Genomic DNA, 19,131 nt, shown 5'->3' on the forward strand with positions numbered 1-19,131 from the left:
TCCCCATATCAATACTTGTACAGTTAAGTGTAGCTAATCCAGGGACGAACTCGGGCAGTTCAAGCATCAGATCTCCGACCATTCCCGCAGCAGATTATGATAAAGATTAAGCAGCGACAGGATCTCTTCACTTTCGCCGTAGCGGCTTTTCAGCGACTGAATATTGTTGTCCAGTTCAAACAGCATGGCGCGCTTTTTATCATCGCGGATCATCGACTGGATCCACATAAATGATGCCACTCGTACGCCGCGGGTTACGGGTGTCACGCAATGCAGGCTGCTGGAGGGATACAACACGAGATCGCCTGCCGGGAGTTTTACCCGATGTTGTCCGAAGGTGTCATTAACGACCAGTTCGCCGCCGTCGTAGCTTTGTGGATCGCTTAAAAACAGCGTGGCAGAAAGGTCAGTACGCATCCAGCCGTTTTGTGGATGGCTGCGTACTGCGCCATCCACATGGAAACCATAGGTTTCATTGTTCTGATAGCGATTAAACAGCGGCGTGGAAAGGGTACGCGGCAAGGCCGCGGCAAAGAATAAAGCATGTTGGTTAACCGCGTTCAGCACCTCATTTTGCAGGGCGGCGTATAACGTGCTGCGGGTGTCGACCTGTTGATTGTTCTTAACTTGCGCACCTTGTGCGCCGGTGGTGACGCGTCCATCCACCCATTCGGCTTGTTCCAGTTGTTCGCGAAACCGGGCGACGTCCTGTGGCGATAACACGCCGGGAATGTGGTACATCATACAAGTTCTCCAAAAAGTGGGGCCTGCGCCCCACATCTGAATCAGAAATGCATATTGGCTGTGAGCAAGAAGGTTCTTGGCTCGCCCGGGTGATAACGGTAGCCGCTCTTGTTGATTGAGGCGACGTAATCGGTATCAAACAGGTTGTAAACGTTTAGCTGGAAGTCGAGATTGCGATTAACCCGATACCCCAGTTTGGCATCGGCGACCCAGTAACCTTCGGTAAACGCTGGCGTTCCCACCGCGCCGTCTGAACCTTTATGCATACTGCCGATATAGCGTGCGCCCGCGCCAACAGAGATATCATCGGTTGCCTGATACTGGCTCCATAAGGTGAAGGCGTGCTCCGGGGTATACGGCAGCGATGAGGAACCATCCTGGGCAACATCTTTGCCGTTTTTGATGGTTGCTTTTTGCTGGGTATAGCCGCCAATCACCTGCCACGCGGGAGTGATATTCCCGGCCACGGATATCTCATAGCCTTCGACACGTTTCTTACCGTATTGCGAGTAAGTTCCGTCATCATTTTGCTCAACTTCATTTTCGATATCAGTACGGAATAGCGCGGCGGTGAGCAACAGGCGTTTATCCAGAACCTGCCATTTGGTGCCAATCTCGCTGGTGTTGGCTTTTTGCGGTTTAAAATCGGTGCGGTTGGCACTGTTACCGCTGCCAGACTGCGCAAGGGCGAAGTTGTTGCCGCCCGGAGGCTGCTGGGAAACGGCATAGTTAATATAGACATTACCGTTTTCCGTCAGGTGATACAGCGCCCCGGCTTTCCAGTTCACCAGATTGCCCGACTTGGCGGTGTCGACGGTGGTGACCGGAGAACCTTTTGCCACACCAGTTGGGCAGGTGATGGCACCGCGTCCGCTGCCGCCGCAGGCGGTGGCACTGTCATATTCAGTATGATAATTATCCAGACGGATCCCGCCGTTCAGCTCAAAATCACGGGTGATTTGCAGCGTATCGAAGGCGTAAATTGCGAAGGTATCCGTCTGACCATTGGCGTTTGCGCCGTTGCGCGTCAGGCCGCCGGGATGAATGCTGCTGTCAGGATGATAAATATTTACCGCGGGTAACGTCACCGGATTAACGCCGTAGTTAGTCTGCGTTTCACGGGTAAATTCCACGCCGGTAGTGACATCATGACCGATAGAACCGGTATAGAACGTCGAGGTCAGGTTGGTCTGGTTGGTGAGAATTTTATTACTCACATCTTTGGTATTCGCCGTGCGTGACCAGGTCCAGCTATTCACATCGCTGGTGGGCTGAGTAATATTCGACGCCCCGCCCATAATCGCCGTCATCAGGTAATCCTGCTTTACGCGCGACCAACGGGTAGTATTGCGAATGGTGGTGTTATCGTTGATGTCGTGCTCAAAACGCATGGTGGCGGTGTCGGTGGTCGAATCGTCGTAATCGGAATCCGTGCCGTAAAAGTTATGAGTATCAACTTTTCCGGAATGATTCAGAGCCGCTGTTCCCGCAGATGGGGCAGAATAACCCGGCAAACCGATGGTCGGAATGCCGCCGTCTGGCGTGTTGTGCTGGGTGACATGCAGATAATTAAGATACAAACGATTCGCTGTACCAAGGCCAAAAGCGATAGAAGGGGCGACGCCGTAACGCTCATTTTTGACTTTGTCGCGTCCGGCATCGTGCGTTTTTTCGCCCATCACATTCAGGCGCACCGCAGTGGTATCACCAATGACCTGATTGACGTCCAGCGTGCCGCGGCGGAACCAGGCGCTGCCAATACTGGCGGAGGCGTCAATGCCGGAATCATTGCGCGGCTGCTTGCTGATCATATTGATCGAGCCCGTCGGCGCGCTGCGCCCGTAGTCGGTGCCGGAAGGCCCTTTAATCACTTCGACCTGCTCAGTATTGAAGGTGTCGCGCGAGACGCTGCCGATATCGCGAATGCCATCAATATAAATACTGTTAGAGGTATCAGCACCGCGCATATAAATGGCGTCGCCAGTGGTGGAGTTACCGTTCTCACCCGCAAAAAACGCACCCACGCCGGGGACGTTTTTGAGCGCGTCGGTAAGGTTGGTTGCGCCCTGATCTTTAATCACTTGTTCAGAAATCACCGTCATCGTGCGGGTAGTATCCGCTACCGGACGCGAGAATTTCGGATCGGCAGATTGTTGTGGCGCATAAAGCGAAGGCGTTGATGCTTCGACAACCAGCGTGTCATCCGCGTTAGTTTGCCCTTCGGCGGCGAGTGCCTGAGCCACAGGCGTGATGCCAATACAAAGACCGGCAAAGAACGTGAGCGAATGAAATTGTCTGGCAGGGAAATTGCGATTGTTTTCCATTTTGCAGGTGACTTTTTTTATATGTTGAAATTTTCACTGCCACGAGAAAGCCTCTCTGCGGATGCGATGCCACTGTTAATCTCGTGATAGTGTTCGTGCAAGTGATAATAATTTTGATAAGCATTATCACTTGGCGCGATTTTCTATCACCCATTGCGCGAAAAAGAAATACATTTATTTACATTGCGTTCATATTTGATGTTTTTTGATTACAAAACAGGCGAAAACTGCATCCAGAGGCGAATGCAGTTACGTTGGTGGGGTTATTTGTAGATGGTTGCAGTACCGAACATCTGGTCATTTCCGCCTGCGGAATTAATGACATAACCTTTCGCGCCTTGCTCGCGCGCTTTTTCTGCCAGTTTATCCTCCAGATCGCTTAGGTTTGATGCGCCAGTTGCCGAAACGGTACCGGCGGGCCGTAGCTGACCGCTGTCCAGGTTACTCATCGGTTGCGCGGCATAAGCCGTGAGAGAGATTCCGCTCAGGACGGTGGCAATCAGTAGTGTGAGGCACTTTTTCATAATGACATCCTCATAAATACAACGGGTAGTGCCTGATAAGTGTAGGTCGCCTGGGCGATGAAAATGACGCAAAAAATTGACAGAGATGTGCTTATTTTTTGAACGATATATTTTTACAAAATAAGACAAATCAATGACATGCATAATGCTGATTTTTATGATGAATTGCCATAAACCATAGCCATGTTAAGGTTTTGGGGAATGATAAACGCAGCCAGATATTTACCCTGTCGCGTTATGCGGGTATCTTACGCCGCTGCTTAAAGGAGAATGCTATGTCCGCCCAGAAACCGGGGTTGCATCCGCGCAACCGTCATCACAGCCGCTACGATCTCGCCACGCTTTGTCAGGTCAATCCTGAACTCAGGCAATTCCTCACGCTTACACCCGCCGGGGAGCAAAGCGTAGACTTTGCCAATCCGCTGGCGGTGAAGGCGCTCAATAAGGCGTTGCTGGCCCATTTTTACGCCGTAGCGAACTGGGATATCCCCGACGGTTTTCTCTGCCCACCAGTACCGGGCCGGGCGGATTATATTCATCACCTTGCCGATTTACTGGCTGAAGCAAGCGGAACAATTCCAGCGAATGCCAGCATTCTGGATATCGGCGTTGGTGCGAACTGTATTTATCCGCTGATTGGCGTACATGAATATGGCTGGCGTTTTACCGGTAGTGAAACCAGCAGCCAGGCGTTAAGCAGTGCGCAGGCGATTATCAGTGCTAATCCGGGGCTTAACCGCGCCATTCGTCTGCGTCGGCAAAAAGAGAGTGGGGCAATTTTTAACGGCATCATCCATAAAAACGAGCAATACGACGCGACCTTGTGTAACCCGCCATTCCACGATTCCGCCGCTGCAGCGCGGGCAGGTAGTGAGCGTAAACGCCGTAACCTGGGGCTGAACAAAGACGATGCACTGAACTTTGGTGGTCAGCAACAGGAGTTGTGGTGTGAAGGTGGTGAAGTCGCCTTTATCAAAAAGATGATTGAAGAGAGCAAAGGCTTCGCGAAGCAGGTGATGTGGTTTACCTCGCTGGTATCTCGTGGTGAAAACTTACCGCCGTTGTATCGTGCTCTGACCGACGTGGGCGCGGTGAAGGTGGTAAAAAAAGAGATGGCCCAGGGGCAAAAGCAGAGTCGCTTTATTGCCTGGACCTTTATGAACGACGAGCAGCGCCGCCGTTTTGTTAATCGCCAACGTTAAAGCGTTGGCTCCCCCGGCGGCGGTTCAGCCGGGGCCGCGCCCGGAGCAGGCAGCACCTGATAAGTCTGCACTGGCGCGCGAACGCCCGCCAGGTCGAAATGTTTTTTCACCTGGCTGTCGAGGGCAAAGCGTACCGTCCACTGTTTGAGTGGCAGCGTGGTGAACGAAACACGCAGTGTAAACGCGGTATTGCTTAAGCCGACAATCCCGGCAAAATTCGGTTCACCAATAATCAGCCCGCGAATTTCTTCGTTTTCCATCAATTCCGCTACCGCATCTTTCAGTGCCTGATTGGCTTTATCAGCATCTTCATGGCGATCAACATCGTAGTTTGCCACTACCGAACCAATACCGCGGACGAAGTTAGCAAAGGTGGTTATCGAAGACCACGGAATGATGTGATACGCCCCGGTATCCTGGCGCACGCCCACGGAGCGAATCGACATCCGTTCCACTGTGCCGGTCAACGGCCCGATAGTTACCAAATCTCCAGTGTTCATGCCGTTTTCAAACTGAATAAATACCCCGGTGATAATATCTTTCACCAGCGTTTGCGAACCAAACGAGATAGCCAGACCTAATGCCCCGGCACCTGCCAGCAATGGCGCGATATTGACGCCGATTTCCGACAACACAATCATGATGGTGATGGTACTGATAATCACCGCCAGCGCGTTACGGAACAGCGTCAGCAGGGTACGCGTACGGGCGCTGGGTAGCGGGCGGCCATGAATATCCGAAGCCAGCCGGTTTTCGATCAAACTGGCGAGCACCGTCCAGCCAACCGCCGAGAAAAAAAGAATAAGTGCGATACGGATCAGGATATCTACGGTTTTCTGCCCCGCGCCGTTTTGCAGCCAGTTCCAGAAATCGAACAATCCCCATGCGCTCAACAGCAACATTACCGCCACGCAGACGGTCAGAATACGCGCCGTTTTCAGCGCCGCCGAAAGCCAGCCATTCAGCCGTTTTTGCAACTCTGGATAGTTACGCTGAGTATGTGGCGAGAGAGTGATGGTTTTTGCCAGCCAGCGGGAAAACATACCGGAAACAAACGCTGCAATACCAATAATCGCCAGGCTGCGCACCGTTGCACCCATCATAAATTTCAGGCTGTTGCCCGGATCGAACAACGAAAAGAAAAACAGCACGATAAAATAGGCGCTTGCCAGCCAGTGCCACACCAGCGCAAAGGCGCGGATAAACAGGCTGAAAAAGGCCAGCGAATGCTCCGCAAAGTTGAGCAAATGCTGGGTAATCTCTTTTTTATTACGAAAGATCAGGTACAACGCCCAGACGGTCATGCACAGCATAATGATGACGTTCGCCAGCGCACCTATCTGTACATTCACCTGATTAGAGATAATCGGCACGGCCACAATCAGGCCATAACCTATCAAACTGCTTAACCAGCTCAGGCGACGACTCCAGTAACGGGCGCTCTCGTCCTGAATCGTGAACGGGCGCAGTTCAGCCACGTTTGGGCAAAAAATCAGGCGTAGTACGGCTTTGAAAAATTCAATCAGGGCAAAGGCGTTGAGAAACAAACTTTGTTGGAAAGCGATGGTGCGACTGCCCGCATTCAGGTTGTCGCTTAATACCTGGCCGACAAACAATGTCAGTGCCAGTAACAGTAGGTCGATAATAAACGCCCCGATAATCATCGCCGGAAGCTGCAGCCAGTTGCTGCGTTCGCGATTTTTTTGCCGCGCCCACTGGCCCATTTTGCGATACAGCGGCAGTGCGCACAGACGAATCAGCCAGTAAAAACCAAACACTAATACCGCTAACATTGAAAAATGGGTCAACGCATTGCTGAAGGTTTGTGGATTAAACGGCTTATGCGGGGAGCCGGTGATATTGCGATAAAGTTGTCCGAAACGGGCGGAAAGGGCTTCACCATAATGGCGGCTGACTTCGGTGACCTTTTGCAGCACGGTTTGCTCTTCAACCAGCGTCGGCGGCACGATCTTCGGGACCGGTTCCGCAGGGGGCGTCGCGGCGACAGTACGCAACTGGTCGATCAATTCTTTACGCGAGGTGTCGTTATCCAGCACATCCGCCAGTGCGCCATAGGCCGCTTTTTTTTGTTCGATATCCGGTTCCGGGGCCGGTTCAGTCGTTGAGTCCGTTGTCGTTGTGGTTGTAACGCCGGGTATGGATACCGCGTGGGCAGGTGCGCCCAGCAGGCAGAAGAGGATGAACAGGATCCACCGCATGACTCCTCCAGTGAGAAAACAGAGCAAAAAGATAAGTATAGATGCTGGGGGAGGGGCGATTTTAAATGAGAGGAATCTGGTGTGCCTCCCTTTCGGGTGAAAGGGAGGCAGAGAAGTTAAGAGACGTGCTGCAAAAATTCCTGCAAGCGCTGGCTCGGCGGGTTCTTGATCAATACCTGCGGATCGCCATCTTCCGCAATCCGGCCTTTGTCGATAAAGATCAGCCGCGAAGCTACTTTCTCGGCAAAACCGATTTCGTGGGTCACGATCACCATCGTCATCCCTTCTTCAGCCAGATCCTGCATAACCTTCAGCACTTCATGGCGCAGTTCCGGGTCAAGAGCGGAAGTCGGTTCATCAAACAGCATCATTTTCGGCTTCACCGCCAGCGCGCGGGCAATCGCCACACGCTGCTGTTGACCACCAGAAAGTTCGGAAGGGTAGTGATGTGCACGTTCTGCCAGACCGACTTTCGCCAGCAGCTCACGCGCCAGTTTTTCCGCCTCTTCTTTGTTCGCGCCACGCACGCGTAGCGGACCAAACATGACGTTTTCCAGCGCCGTCAGATGCGGGAAGAGGTAAAACTGCTGGAACACCATACCCGCTTCCTGGCGAATCAGGCGCTCGTCAACTTTCGGATCGTTAACCTTCAGGCCATCGACAATCAGATCGCCGGAGGTGATTTCTTCCAGTTTGTTGATGCAGCGCAGCAGGGTCGATTTACCGGAACCGGACGGCCCGATAATCACCACGACTTCGCCCTGAGCAATGTTCAAATCGATATTGTGCAGCACCTGGGTTGGACCAAAATGCTTGGAGACGTTTTTAAATTCAATCACAGGATTTTCATCCTTCTTTCCAGACGACGCAGAATAAAGCTCAGCACCAGGGTAATAATCAGATAGAACACCGCCACGGCGCTCCAGATCTCAAGGGCGCGGAAGTTACCGGCAATAATTTCTTGCCCCTGACGGGTCAGTTCCGCCACGCCGATAACAATAAACAGCGAGGTGTCTTTAATGCTGATGATCCACTGGTTACCCAGCGGCGGCAGCATACGACGCAGTGCCAGCGGTAAAATGACGTAGCGAATGGTTTCCCAACGTGAAAGACCGAGCGCCAGTCCTGCTTCACGAAAACCTTTGTGAATAGACAGCACCGCACCACGCGTGATTTCCGCAATGTACGCGCCGGAGTTGATCATGATGGTGACCACCGCCGCAGTAAATGGGTCGATGCGTAAGTCGTTAAACGCCATCGGCAGGGCGAAATAGATAAACATCACCTGGACGACGATAGGTGTGCCGCGGATCACTTCAATAAAGACCAGCGCGACGTGGTTGGCTATCCAACCACCGAAGGTGCGTGCAAAACCTGCCAGCAATCCGATTACCAGACCGCCTGCCAGACCGAGGACCGAAATCCACAGGGTCATTTTGGCACCTTCAATCAGAAGCGGAATGGCAGGCCAGATGGCACTCCAGTCAAACTGCATATGTTGTTCCTGTTACCGTGGTGTAAATAATCAAATTCAGGGTAATTAATGGCCCCGGAGCGGGTTTGCGCCCCTCACCCTAATCCTCTCCCCATAGGGGAGAGGGAACTGCCAGTGCGTTTTACAGGTGTAGCGTTATTATTTCGGTTCAGTACCGAACCATTTTTTGTAGATTTCGTTGTAAGTTCCGTTCTCGCGCAGGGTTTTCAACGCGCCGTTGACTTTGTCACGCAGCTCGTCGCTACCTTTCGGGAACGCAATACCGTATTGCTGCGCTTCCAGAGAGTCACCTACCGCTTTGAACTGACCGTTACCGGCGGTTTTGATGAAGTACAGAATGTTTGGCGTATCGTGCAGAACGGCGTCTGCGCGGTTGGTGCCCAGTTCCATATAGGCGTTATCGATGTTCGGGAACTGACGCAGATCTTTAGTTTTGATGTTTGCTTTCGCGTAATCAACGGAGCCAGTACCGCTCTTCACAGCAACCACTTTCCCGTCGAGATCTTTCACGCTTTTCACATCGTTATTGTTAGCTTTCACCATCACTAACAGGCCGCTTTTGTAGTAGCCGTCAGAGAAATCGATCGCTTTTTTACGCTCGTCGGTGATGGTAATGCCCGCCAGCGCCAGATCGACGTTTTTGGTTTGCAGTGCCGGAATGATCCCACTGAAATCCATCGGCTTCAGTTCGTAATCCAGCTTCAGCTCTTTAGCGATGGCAGCCCACAGATCAACGTCAAAGCCCACATATTTATCGCCCTGTTTAAATTCAAACGGAACGAAGGCGGTATCCGTCGCGACAACTAATTTTTTATCCGCGGCATGAGAAGAAACCGCAAAAGCCAGGGTCAGTGCAGCCAGTGAAACTTTTAATACAGACTTCATAGCATTTCCTTTTTTCTATCCACGGGACGATCCCCTGCGTGACATTCACATATATGAAAAAATCGTGCCAGTTTTGCAACTCCTTGATTTTTCGAGATGCGGCAAAAACGTGATGCACGATTTATAGGGCAATACCCTGAAGATGCACCATTCTGGGGCACCAATCTGGTGCGCTAAAATTGTGTACTCAACACAGTGATTATTTAGCGTAAAACCTGATGAAAAAACAATCTTTATGTAACGATTGTGTGATGATGTGGATACAAAAAATTTACTTAATCAGCTGGAGATAGCAGATGGATGCACTAAATAAGTGCGTTGAGGTGGGCTGCAAAACAAAACGGCCTCCTGTCAGGAAGCCGCTTTTATCGGGTACTAAAGTTCTGCACCATCAGCGATGGATTTATTCGATGTTAGACTCGATAAACCACAGGAATTTATCCAGGTCGCGAGACGCGGCGGTCAGGATATCTGCGGTGTCGTCATCTTTCGCTTCGCCAATCGCTTTGCGTACGTCATTAGCGACGATTGCGTAACGGTCAGCCAGTTCTTTCAGGTGATCCTGAACGTTGTGGATGTCCAGCGGGTAACTTTTCAGCGGGGTTTTGCTGTTGATAACTTGAGTGGTCCCCAGAGCTACACCGCCCAGCTGCACTGCACGTTCTGCCATGGTATCCAGATGATCGATCAGTGCGGTGCGGAAGCCATCCAGCATTTCATGTACGGCAATGAAGTTAGCGCCGCGCATGTTCCAGTGCGCTTGTTTGGTAATCAAAGAAAGATCAATAAACTGGATAACCTGGCGATTCAGCAACTCTACTGTTGCTTTTTTCTCGCTGTCGGAGACATCGTTGCGGGTATAAAGCAGATTGGTCGCTTTTGATTTAACTAATTTAGCGGTACTCATAATTTCATATCCTCTTGATGTTATGTCCCAGTAATTAACGAGACTAAGTATAGCACCGGCTATGTGTTCCGCTATTCTGGCTGTTCCTATCACACTAATAGTGGTAACAAGCGTGAAAAACAAAACTAATAAAGATTCAATGAGTTAGATATATTGATAAGAACAATTCTTATTTATCTGCTCGCCAGGAATTTTCGGAATAAATATGCTTTTGCATAATTCGATATATAAAGACGGTGTAGAGGAAAAGTAGCGAGAAATTCTGCATGGTTATGCATAACCATGCAGAAATGTAAATTTAATTAATGTCTAATTCTTTTATTTTGCTCTCTTTGCGTACTGTCAGCGTAGACCCCATTGAAGCGGCGATGATAGCGCCGAGCGCCAGCAGCTGTATGGGTGTCAGTGTTTCTCCGAGGAAAATCATCCCGGAAACGGCAGCCAGCGCCGGTTCCATGCTCATCAGCGTACCAAATGTCCGTGTTGGCAAACGGGTGAGGGCAATCATTTCCAGCGAATAAGGCAGAGCGGTCGAGAGAATAGCGACAGCCAGACCCAATGGAATAACCGACCAGTGCCAGAGTGCTTCACCAGCCTGAAGCGCTCCAATTGGCACGAAAATTAACGCTGCAATCAACGAACCAATTGCCACCGTCGCAGGGCCATGTTCCGCTCCTGCGCGTTGCCCACTTAAAATGTAAATAGCCCAACAAGCCCCGGCCCCCAGTGCCAGCGCACTGCCGGTTAAATCGACATGGGAAACGTCTTGCCCCAGCGGTAGCAGGAACCACAGACCAAGAACCGCCAGCACAACCCAGACGAAATCTACCGGGCGACGAGAAGAGAACAGCGCCACCGCCAGTGGTCCGGTGAACTCCAGCGCCACCGCAATACCCAGCGGTACTGTCTGAATAGAAAGATAAAAAAGATAATTCATCCCACCCAGCGAAACGCCGTAAAACAACAGCGGTAACCGTTGCTCTTTGGCAAAGCGCAGTCGCCATGGCTTAAAGAACGCGATGAGGATCAGCGTTCCTAATGCCAGACGCAGCGCAGTGACACCCGGTGCGCCCACCAGAGGAAAAAGTGACTTAGCTAACGAGGCTCCACCCTGAATAGACGCCATGGCAACGAGCAATATGATTATTGGTAACCAGACCGGCATTTTACGTAATGAACCAGGCATCCTTTCTCCCACAAATATCTAGACTTAAGTAAAGCGTGGAGTGTACTGGATATACCCAATGCTGGTTGAGCATTTGTTGAAAAAATTTTCCCCCGTTTTGACTAAAATGCGCCAGGATTGATGGAATCATTAGTCTGGTGATTAGGAATAATCTGGATGAATGACAGGGAAAACATGCGTAATACTTACGCAGTTCTCTGAAAAAGTGATTTAAATTTAGATGGATAGCGGTGTATGGAAACGTTCTGTTACATGAAATGGCCCGTTAGACATCACAAATCGCGAAGAGTTTCCCATTAATTTTTGATATATTTAAAACTTAGGACTTATTTGAATCACATTTGAGGTGGTTATGAAAAAAATTGCATGTCTTTCAGCACTGGCCGCAGTTCTGGCTTTCACCGCAGGTACTTCCGTAGCTGCGACTTCTACCGTAACTGGCGGTTACGCACAGAGCGACGCTCAGGGCCAAATGAACAAAATGGGCGGTTTCAACCTGAAATACCGCTATGAAGAAGACAACAGCCCGCTGGGTGTGATCGGTTCTTTCACTTACACCGAGAAAAGCCGTACTGCAAGCTCTGGTGACTACAACAAAAACCAGTACTACGGCATCACTGCTGGTCCGGCTTACCGCATTAACGACTGGGCAAGCATCTACGGTGTAGTGGGTGTGGGTTATGGTAAATTCCAGACCACTGAATACCCGACCTACAAACACGACACCAGCGACTACGGTTTCTCCTACGGTGCTGGTCTGCAGTTCAACCCGATGGAAAACGTTGCTCTGGACTTCTCTTACGAGCAGAGCCGTATTCGTAGCGTTGACGTAGGCACCTGGATTGCCGGTGTTGGTTACCGCTTCTAATCACTTTGGTGATATAAAAAATCCGCCTCTCGGGGCGGATTTTTGTTTTTAAGGCTTCGGGTCGAAAATATCGGTTCCGAGATGGTTGTAATCCACCTTCTGTAACTGGAAGTTGGTGATGTATATCGACCCGGCTTTCTTCTCAGATATAAACGGGTATTTGATGTTAATTTCCTTCGCTTTAATTCCCGTCCACTGGGAGAAAAAACCTAAGAAGTCATTGGCTGAGCGGCGGGCTTTAATCACCCGATGCGCTTTATCGTCGCTGGAAATGACCATAAAAGGCACCTGGAAATTTTGCTGATACTTATCATCATGGGCAAGGTATTGCACGTCTTTGCCGCGCTCTTTAAAGGCCAGACCGTGGTCAGAAAAGTAAACCAGCGAGAAGCTGCTGCCGCTGTTGCGTAACTGATCGTACAGCTTGCGCAGTAAATCGTCCGTTTGCGTCATGGTATAGAGATAGCACGACGTTTCTTTCGACTGCACAAAGGTTTCGTATTTGCCTTGTGTCCTGTCGCAGGCCTGCGGATGTGAGCCCATCAGATGTAGAACAATCAGCTGCGGTTGCGAGTGCTCTTGCGCCAGCACTTGAGCGGTCATATCCAGTAACGCTTCGTCTTTGGTATTTTTATCTGCTTCAAAATTACCTTCTTTCAGGAAGTACACTTCATCTGCTCGTTTGGCGATGCTGGCGATAGCAGTATCGTATTCGCCGATTTGGCCCTGGTTGGAAAACCACCAGGTCTGGAAGCCCGCGCGATTTGCCAGGGTGACAAAGTTATCCTGAAACTGTGGTTTGCCATCGACTACGCGATTGAGCGTTAAGCCAAGCGATTTCTGCGTGGAGCCACTGGCGGCAATGTAGTCAGCAAATATCAAACCGTTAACGCTGCTGGCAAACGGGGTATTGTCCCAGTGACCGCCAAAGGCACCGAGGGCATCGCGACGCGCGCTTTCACCGATCACCACCACATAGGTCTGATACTTCGGCTTAACGGCAGTGACCGTCCAGGTATCTTTCATTCCGGAAAGTTTTGCCATCCGTTCTTGCTCTTCAATCACCTCGTTATTATTGACGATGACATCCTTAGCAAAACGAAATACCGGATAGCCAGTATCTTTCAGTTTAAATACGCCGCCCCAGGCCAGGTTTTGCACGGGAGCAACAAAAAATGTCGCCACACTGAATACCAGACACAGGCTGTCGAAGGTATTCCAGCGCGCTTTTTCACTCTCTTTTTTTCGCCTGATTGCTATTACGCCGAGCACAAAAATAAATATGCCGACCATGTAGCTGTACCACGGAAAAATCGTCAGGATTTCGGTCGACTCTTCCATATTGGTGGAGTGCAATGCCAGCAATGTATTGAAGTTAGGCGCGCCGTAGGCCTGAGCAAAAGGGAAATAACAAGCCGCCACCAGCGAACTGATACCGACCAGAACTTTTTGTACGCGAGGCAATGTTCGCCATAGCAAAAGCAAAATAGCCGTAAACGCAGCGGTGTAGAGCAAACTGAAGGGGTAACCTAAGCCGAGGTTAATTAATAGCGACTGTAAAAAGTAGAACGCAGTCCACGGGCTAAATACCCGGCTACGGGTAACAAGCGATTCTTTGAGGGTTAAATTCATATGCCACTATCGTAACAAACGCCATGTGCTTACCCTGGCGTCAAGGGTCAATACCTGCAAGAGTGCGTGAAGAGTGGAAAGGGGTCCGCATCCGCGAGCCGCAATATACGCAGGGCTGCAAGAAGATAGAGCGAGCCGCCGTTCAGGTCAACTACTGACGTACAAATCTTTTGCGAAGGGGATTGCAAATCCGACAAAAAGTGGGGTTTTTCAGACCAAAACGCGTTATGCCTGCATGAAAGCAGGAGTGAAGCGGCGTACCGCGACGCCGCTATTTATCGGAAGGTTTATCTTGCTGCGGTTTGTTGTTGACCATATCGCACAACATAGAGAGCAGCATTAACCGTACTTTAAAGGGAGAATGACTAAACACGCGCATACACCTCTTGAACTCATTCATAAGACCTCCTGACTTGCTAATCCCGTCGATCCTTGAGGGATGATTGCATTACATACAGATATAGCACAGGCTATATTATATAGCTATTGCTAAAACGTTAATTTTTTGTACCTTCGCAACTCTGGTTTACAATGTGCGCACGAAATGAGAACGCTATGTATGCGTCACCATAATGAGGAAGCACAATGAGTCGTCGCGCAGGTACGCCAACAGCAAAAAAAGTGACGCAGTTAGTGAACGTGGAAGAGCACGTTGAAGGGTTCCGCCAGGTCAGAGAGGCGCATCGGCGCGAGCTTATTGATGATTACGTTGAGCTGATTTCTGACTTGATCAGGGAAGTGGGGGAAGCTCGTCAGGTGGACATGGCTGCTCGTCTGGGAGTTTCGCAACCGACGGTGGCTAAAATGCTTAAGCGGCTGGCAACCATGGGGCTGATTGAAATGATCCCCTGGCGTGGCGTGTTTTTAACGGCAGAAGGAGAGAAGCTGGCGCAGGAAAGCCGCGAGCGACATCAGATAGTCGAAAATTTCTTGTTGGTGTTGGGCGTCAGTCCGGAAATCGCCCGTCGCGACGCGGAAGGCATGGAGCACCATGTTAGTGAAGAGACGCTCGACGCTTTTCGTTTGTTTACCCAGAAACACGGTGCCAAATGAGCCTGCCTTTTTTACGCACGCTGCAAGGCGATCGTTTTTTTCAGTTATTAATTCTTGTTGGTATCGGATTAAGCTTTTTCGTGCCCTTTGCACCGAAATCCTGGCCTGCTGCTATCGACTGGCACACCATCATCACCTTAAGCGGCCTGATGCTGCTGACCAAAGGTGTGGAGTTAAGCGGTTATTTTGATGTGCTGGGGCGCAAAATGGTGCGCCGCTTTGCTACGGAGCGTCGGCTGGCGATGTTTATGGTGCTGGCGGCGGCGCTGCTTTCTACCTTTCTGACCAACGATGTCGCGCTGTTTATTGTTGTTCCGCTGACTATCACGCTAAAAAGACTGTGTGAGATCCCGGTTAATCGGCTGATTATTTTTGAGGCGCTGGCAGTCAACGCTGGTTCGCTACTGACGGCAATTGGCAACCCGCAAAATATTCTTATCTGGGGACGTTCTGGTCTTTCGTTTGCCGGATTTATTGCCCAAATGGCACCGCTGGCTGGCGCAATGATGCTGACGCTCCTGCTCCTGTGCTGGTGTTGTTTCCCTGGAAAGGCGCTGCAATACCATACGGGGGTGCAAACACCGGAGTGGAAACCGCGGCTGGTGTGGAGTTGTCTGGGGCTGTATATCGTCTTTCTGACGGCGCTGGAGTTCAAACAAGAGCTGTGGGGACTGGTGATTGTGGCGGCAGGCTTTGCGCTGCTGGCACGTCGCGTGGTGCTCAGTGTGGACTGGACGCTGCTGCTGGTGTTTATGGCGATGTTTATCGACGTCCATTTACTGACCCAGCTTCCAGCGTTGCAAGGCGTGTTGGGTAACGTGAGTCATCTATCTGAACCCGGGTTATGGTTAACGGCAATCGGTTTATCGCAGGTGATCAGTAACGTGCCGAGTACCATATTGTTGCTGAACTATGTGCCGCCGTCTTTATTACTGGTATGGGCGGTAAACGTAGGTGGCTTTGGGTTATTACCCGGATCGCTGGCAAATTTGATTGCGCTACGTATGGCGAACGATCGCCGCATCTGGTGGCGTTTCCATCTCTATTCAATACCGATGCTGTTGTGGGCGGCGTTGGTGGGATATGTTTTGTTAGTTATACTCCCGGCCAACTAGGGTCTGGCAAATAAAAAAGGCGGATTATGAGTCCGCCTTTTGCTTTAAGTTTTGAAGATTAATTCAGACGAACCGGCATCCCGGAGCGGTTTTTAATCGCTTCATCAAGAACAACCTGGTCAACATCTGGCTGACCGGTCACTGTTTGCACGCTCTTCGTCAGGGTAATTGGCACAATTTCCTGACCTTCAAACTGGGCTTCGGTGGTAGACAGCGGGTTATGGACTTCAATATAACGGCTGCCGTCTGGCTCGGTGGTCGCTTTTACCGGCTCATCAATAAACTGTACGCGGGTACCGACCGGTACTTTCTCGAACAGGAATTTGATGTCTTCGTTACGCAGACGCACACAACCATGACTTACACGCAGGCCGATACCGAAGTTGGCGTTGGTGCCATGGATAGCATACAGGCGACCGATGTAGAGTGCATACAGACCCATCGGGTTATCCGGACCTGCCGGAACGACAGCCGGAAGCGGTTCGCCCGCAGCGCGGTACTCTGCGTGCATTTTGGCGGTCGGCGTCCAGGTCGGGCCTGCTTTCTTACGCTCAACTTTGGTGGTCCAGTTGATAGGCGTATCTTTGCCTAACTGACCAATGCCGATCGGCAGCACGATAACGGTGTTGGTCCCTTTCGGATAGTAATACAGACGCATCTCTGCACTGTTAATGACGATGCCTTCATGAACGGTATCCGGCAGGATCAGCTGCTGCGGAATGTTCAGTACAGTACCGCCTTTCGGCAGGAAGGTATCCACACCCGGGTTCGCTTCCATCATATTGGAAAGCCCCATCTGGTACTCCGCGGCAAAATACTCCAGCGGCTGAGTGTTACCTTCAGGAATGGTGATCACCTGATTCTGACCAACCAGGCGACTCCCGTCGGTTGGCAGAGGATAAGTTACCGCAGAGGCGGTACTGCAAAAGCCGACAACAGCGAAGGCCGCTGCGAATAATGTTTTCAATTTCATATTCATGTTAAGCGAGATTTTGTGCCTGGCAGGCCATTGGGTTGAGAATATTAGAGTATTGGAAGCGCATTATAAGTTCATTCCAGCTCACAGTGAAATCAGATGTGTACGAAATCACATTTTTTGCCTTTGGCTTGAGTGTAGACCTTAAGCGAGGAGCAGGATCTTCTTTCAGACTTATGGCATAATGCGCGGTTTGTCATATCTCTTTTCAGGATACGCCTGTGTTAGTTTCCAGTAACGTCACCATGCAGTTCGGCAGTAAGCCGTTGTTTGAAAACATTTCCGTCAAATTTGGCGGCGGCAACCGTTACGGCCTGATTGGCGCGAACGGTAGTGGTAAATCCACCTTTATGAAGATCCTCGGCGGCGACTTAGAGCCGACTTTGGGTAACGTTTCCCTCGATCCCAACGAGCGCATTGGTAAGCTGCGTCAGGATCAGTTTGCCTTTGAAGAGTTCACTGTGCTGGATACGGTGATCATGGGGCATAAAGAGTTGTGGGAAGTGAAGCAGGAGCGTGACCGCATCTATGCTTTGCCGGAAATGAGTGAGGAAGACGGCTATAAAGTGGCCGATCTGGAAGTTAAATACGGCGAAATGGACGGTTACTCTGCGGAAGCTCGCGCCGGTGAATTGTTGCTTGGCGTGGGAATTCCAGTGGAACAGCACTACGGCCCGATGAGTGAAGTTGCTCCTGGCTGGAAGCTGCGTGTGCTTCTGGCGCAGGCGCTGTTTGCTGATCCGGATATTCTCCTGCTCGACGAACCGACCAACAACCTCGACATCGACACCATTCGCTGGCTGGAACAGGTGCTGAACGAGCGTGACAGCACCATGATCATCATCTCGCACGACCGTCACTTCCTTAACATGGTCTGTACCCACATGGCGGATCTGGATTACGGCGAGCTGCGCGTTTATCCGGGTAACTACGATGAGTACATGACGGCGGCGACCCAGGCGCGTGAACGTCTGCTGGCCGATAACGCCAAGAAGAAAGCGCAGATTGCTGAGTTGCAATCTTTCGTTAGCCGCTTTAGCGCCAACGCCTCGAAATCTCGCCAGGCAACTTCGCGCGCGCGCCAGATTGATAAAATCAAACTGGAAGAGGTGAAAGCCTCCAGCCGTCAGAACCCGTTCATCCGTTTTGAACAGGATAAGAAACTGTTCCGTAACGCGCTGGAAGTGGAAGGTCTGACCAAAGGGTTTGATAACGGTCCACTGTTTAAAAATCTCAACCTGCTGCTGGAGGTCGGTGAAAAACTTGCGGTACTGGGTACCAACGGCGTCGGTAAATCAACGCTGCTGAAAACGCTGGTGGGCGATCTGCAACCGGACAGCGGCACCGTAAAATGGTCTGAAAACGCGCGCATTGGTTACTACGCCCAGGACCACGAATATGAGTTTGAAAATGATCTGACCGTGTTCGAATGGATGAGCCAGTGGAAGCAGGAAGGCGATGACGAGCAGGCGGTACGCAGCATTCTCGGTCGTTTGCTGTTCAGCCAGGACGACATCAAAAAGCCAGCTAAAGTGCTTTCCGGTGGAGAAAAAGGGCGGATGCTTTTTGGTAAGTTAATGATGCAGAAGCCGAACATTCTGATCATGGACGAACCGACCAACCACCTGGATATGGAATCCATCGAGTCACTGAACATGGCGCTGGAACTGTATCAGGGCACGCTGATCTTTGTTTCACACGACCGTGAGTTCGTAAGCTCCCTGGCGACCCGCATTCTGGAAATCACCCCGGAACGCGTGATCGACTTTAGCGGTAATTACGAAGATTACCTGCGTAGTAAAGGGATCGAGTAAGTGATTATCCGTCACCCCGATACTGTCGGGGTGACGGCGGCTGATGACAAATGCAAAATAGCCTGATGCGCTACGCTTATCAGGCCTTGTATTATCCCTCCAGTGCAGAGAAAATCGGCCAGTTTTCTCTGCCTGCAGTCCGCATGCCGTATCGGGCCTTGGGTTCTAACCTGTTGCGTAGATTTAT

At 50.9% G+C, this 19,131-nt stretch carries 18 protein-coding genes; 6 read left to right on the forward strand and 12 right to left on the reverse strand.

The window, feature by feature from the left end:
- Positions 1 to 66 precede the first annotated feature (66 nt).
- From ybiX to mcbA, 3 genes are all read right to left on the reverse strand, one after another.
- A complete protein-coding gene (ybiX, locus tag ACJHXA_RS13430; RefSeq protein ID WP_000990177.1) occupies positions 67 to 744 on the reverse strand; it encodes a PKHD-type hydroxylase YbiX in 678 nt (225 codons plus the stop codon).
- A 41-nt stretch (positions 745 to 785) separates the two neighbouring features.
- Complete coding sequence (locus ACJHXA_RS13435; RefSeq protein ID WP_000430045.1) at positions 786 to 3,068, reverse strand: catecholate siderophore receptor Fiu; 2,283 nt, start codon at positions 3,066 to 3,068, stop codon at positions 786 to 788.
- Between the two features lie 263 nt (positions 3,069 to 3,331).
- Positions 3,332 to 3,592: a DUF1471 family periplasmic protein McbA gene (gene mcbA, locus ACJHXA_RS13440; protein ID WP_000710619.1), complete on the reverse strand. Its 261-nt coding sequence runs from the start codon at positions 3,590 to 3,592 to the stop codon at positions 3,332 to 3,334.
- 275 nt (positions 3,593 to 3,867) lie between these two features.
- On the opposite strand from mcbA, the gene rlmF reads away from it, so the two are divergent.
- On the forward strand, positions 3,868 to 4,794 hold the full coding sequence (gene rlmF, locus ACJHXA_RS13445; RefSeq protein WP_001275941.1) for a 23S rRNA (adenine(1618)-N(6))-methyltransferase RlmF: 927 nt from the start codon (positions 3,868 to 3,870) through the stop codon (positions 4,792 to 4,794).
- On the opposite strand, the gene ybiO is transcribed toward rlmF, so the two are convergent.
- From ybiO to rhtA, 6 genes are all read right to left on the reverse strand, one after another.
- Positions 4,791 to 7,013: a mechanosensitive channel protein gene (ybiO, locus tag ACJHXA_RS13450; RefSeq protein WP_001267250.1), complete on the reverse strand. Its 2,223-nt coding sequence runs from the start codon at positions 7,011 to 7,013 to the stop codon at positions 4,791 to 4,793. The genes rlmF and ybiO overlap by 4 nt on opposite strands.
- A gap of 116 nt (positions 7,014 to 7,129) precedes the next feature.
- Positions 7,130 to 7,852: a glutamine ABC transporter ATP-binding protein GlnQ gene (glnQ, locus tag ACJHXA_RS13455; RefSeq protein WP_000569080.1), complete on the reverse strand. Its 723-nt coding sequence runs from the start codon at positions 7,850 to 7,852 to the stop codon at positions 7,130 to 7,132.
- Positions 7,849 to 8,508, reverse strand: a complete 660-nt coding sequence (gene glnP / locus ACJHXA_RS13460) for a glutamine ABC transporter permease GlnP (RefSeq protein WP_001159065.1) — start codon at positions 8,506 to 8,508, stop codon at positions 7,849 to 7,851. The genes glnQ and glnP overlap by 4 nt, the downstream gene beginning before the upstream one ends.
- 138 nt (positions 8,509 to 8,646) lie before the next feature.
- The gene (glnH, locus tag ACJHXA_RS13465) at positions 8,647 to 9,393 is read right to left on the reverse strand and encodes a glutamine ABC transporter substrate-binding protein GlnH (protein WP_000843866.1); all 747 of its coding nucleotides are present in this window, start codon (positions 9,391 to 9,393) and stop codon (positions 8,647 to 8,649) included.
- A gap of 403 nt (positions 9,394 to 9,796) precedes the next feature.
- The gene (gene dps / locus ACJHXA_RS13470) at positions 9,797 to 10,300 is read right to left on the reverse strand and encodes a DNA starvation/stationary phase protection protein Dps (protein WP_000100800.1); all 504 of its coding nucleotides are present in this window, start codon (positions 10,298 to 10,300) and stop codon (positions 9,797 to 9,799) included.
- Between the two features lie 298 nt (positions 10,301 to 10,598).
- Entirely contained in the window at positions 10,599 to 11,486 is an 888-nt protein-coding gene (rhtA, locus tag ACJHXA_RS13475) for a threonine/homoserine exporter RhtA (RefSeq protein ID WP_001315365.1), read from the reverse strand.
- 234 nt (positions 11,487 to 11,720) lie between these two features.
- Here rhtA and ACJHXA_RS13480 point away from each other — a divergent pair, with 234 nt between their 5' ends.
- Both ACJHXA_RS13480 and ompX read left to right on the forward strand, forming a co-directional pair.
- Positions 11,721 to 11,786 (forward strand): protein YliM, encoded by a 66-nt coding sequence (locus ACJHXA_RS13480; protein WP_120795379.1) that lies wholly within the window; start codon positions 11,721 to 11,723, stop codon positions 11,784 to 11,786.
- Between the two features lie 52 nt (positions 11,787 to 11,838).
- Entirely contained in the window at positions 11,839 to 12,354 is a 516-nt protein-coding gene (gene ompX / locus ACJHXA_RS13485) for an outer membrane protein OmpX (RefSeq protein WP_001295296.1), read from the forward strand.
- Between the two features lie 48 nt (positions 12,355 to 12,402).
- On the opposite strand, the gene opgE is transcribed toward ompX, so the two are convergent.
- Entirely contained in the window at positions 12,403 to 13,986 is a 1,584-nt protein-coding gene (gene opgE / locus ACJHXA_RS13490; RefSeq protein WP_001054662.1) for a phosphoethanolamine transferase, read from the reverse strand.
- A 271-nt stretch (positions 13,987 to 14,257) separates the two neighbouring features.
- Positions 14,258 to 14,386 (reverse strand): manganase accumulation protein MntS, encoded by a 129-nt coding sequence (gene mntS / locus ACJHXA_RS13495; protein ID WP_001001761.1) that lies wholly within the window; start codon positions 14,384 to 14,386, stop codon positions 14,258 to 14,260.
- Positions 14,387 to 14,571: 185 nt separating this feature from the next.
- Between mntS and mntR the strand changes: the two genes are divergently transcribed.
- Together mntR and ACJHXA_RS13505 are read left to right on the forward strand one after the other, a co-directional pair.
- Entirely contained in the window at positions 14,572 to 15,039 is a 468-nt protein-coding gene (mntR, locus tag ACJHXA_RS13500) for a manganese-binding transcriptional regulator MntR (protein ID WP_000091016.1), read from the forward strand.
- The gene (locus tag ACJHXA_RS13505; RefSeq protein ID WP_000056415.1) at positions 15,036 to 16,154 is read left to right on the forward strand and encodes an anion transporter; all 1,119 of its coding nucleotides are present in this window, start codon (positions 15,036 to 15,038) and stop codon (positions 16,152 to 16,154) included. Before mntR ends, ACJHXA_RS13505 begins: the two co-directional genes overlap by 4 nt.
- 58 nt (positions 16,155 to 16,212) lie before the next feature.
- Here the strand turns inward: ACJHXA_RS13505 and ldtB are convergent, their stop codons facing one another.
- Complete coding sequence (ldtB, locus tag ACJHXA_RS13510; protein ID WP_001056384.1) at positions 16,213 to 17,133, reverse strand: L,D-transpeptidase; 921 nt, start codon at positions 17,131 to 17,133, stop codon at positions 16,213 to 16,215.
- 218 nt (positions 17,134 to 17,351) lie between these two features.
- On the opposite strand from ldtB, the gene ACJHXA_RS13515 reads away from it, so the two are divergent.
- Positions 17,352 to 18,944 (forward strand): ABC-F family ATPase, encoded by a 1,593-nt coding sequence (locus ACJHXA_RS13515; protein WP_000961458.1) that lies wholly within the window; start codon positions 17,352 to 17,354, stop codon positions 18,942 to 18,944.
- Positions 18,945 to 19,131 lie beyond the last annotated feature (187 nt).

Origin of the sequence: Escherichia sp. WS33 (assembly GCF_046486385.1) — a bacterium.
Lineage (GTDB): Bacteria > Pseudomonadota > Gammaproteobacteria > Enterobacterales > Enterobacteriaceae > ECMA0423.

Excerpts from the sequence above, each read along its gene's own strand:
- mntS (WP_001001761.1), bottom strand. The coding sequence starts at position 14,386 with ATGAATGAGTTCAAGAGGTGTATGCGCGTGTTTAGTCATTCTCCCTTT.
- ompX (WP_001295296.1), top strand. The coding sequence starts at position 11,839 with ATGAAAAAAATTGCATGTCTTTCAGCACTGGCCGCAGTTCTGGCTTTC.
- ybiO (WP_001267250.1), bottom strand. The coding sequence starts at position 7,013 with ATGCGGTGGATCCTGTTCATCCTCTTCTGCCTGCTGGGCGCACCTGCC.
- mntR (WP_000091016.1), top strand. The coding sequence starts at position 14,572 with ATGAGTCGTCGCGCAGGTACGCCAACAGCAAAAAAAGTGACGCAGTTA.
- glnP (WP_001159065.1), bottom strand. The coding sequence starts at position 8,508 with ATGCAGTTTGACTGGAGTGCCATCTGGCCTGCCATTCCGCTTCTGATT.
- ACJHXA_RS13435 (WP_000430045.1), bottom strand. The coding sequence starts at position 3,068 with ATGGAAAACAATCGCAATTTCCCTGCCAGACAATTTCATTCGCTCACG.
- ACJHXA_RS13505 (WP_000056415.1), top strand. The coding sequence starts at position 15,036 with ATGAGCCTGCCTTTTTTACGCACGCTGCAAGGCGATCGTTTTTTTCAG.
- glnH (WP_000843866.1), bottom strand. The coding sequence starts at position 9,393 with ATGAAGTCTGTATTAAAAGTTTCACTGGCTGCACTGACCCTGGCTTTT.
- mcbA (WP_000710619.1), bottom strand. The coding sequence starts at position 3,592 with ATGAAAAAGTGCCTCACACTACTGATTGCCACCGTCCTGAGCGGAATC.
- rlmF (WP_001275941.1), top strand. The coding sequence starts at position 3,868 with ATGTCCGCCCAGAAACCGGGGTTGCATCCGCGCAACCGTCATCACAGC.
- rhtA (WP_001315365.1), bottom strand. The coding sequence starts at position 11,486 with ATGCCTGGTTCATTACGTAAAATGCCGGTCTGGTTACCAATAATCATA.
- dps (WP_000100800.1), bottom strand. The coding sequence starts at position 10,300 with ATGAGTACCGCTAAATTAGTTAAATCAAAAGCGACCAATCTGCTTTAT.
- opgE (WP_001054662.1), bottom strand. The coding sequence starts at position 13,986 with ATGAATTTAACCCTCAAAGAATCGCTTGTTACCCGTAGCCGGGTATTT.
- ybiX (WP_000990177.1), bottom strand. The coding sequence starts at position 744 with ATGATGTACCACATTCCCGGCGTGTTATCGCCACAGGACGTCGCCCGG.
- ldtB (WP_001056384.1), bottom strand. The coding sequence starts at position 17,133 with ATGAATATGAAATTGAAAACATTATTCGCAGCGGCCTTCGCTGTTGTC.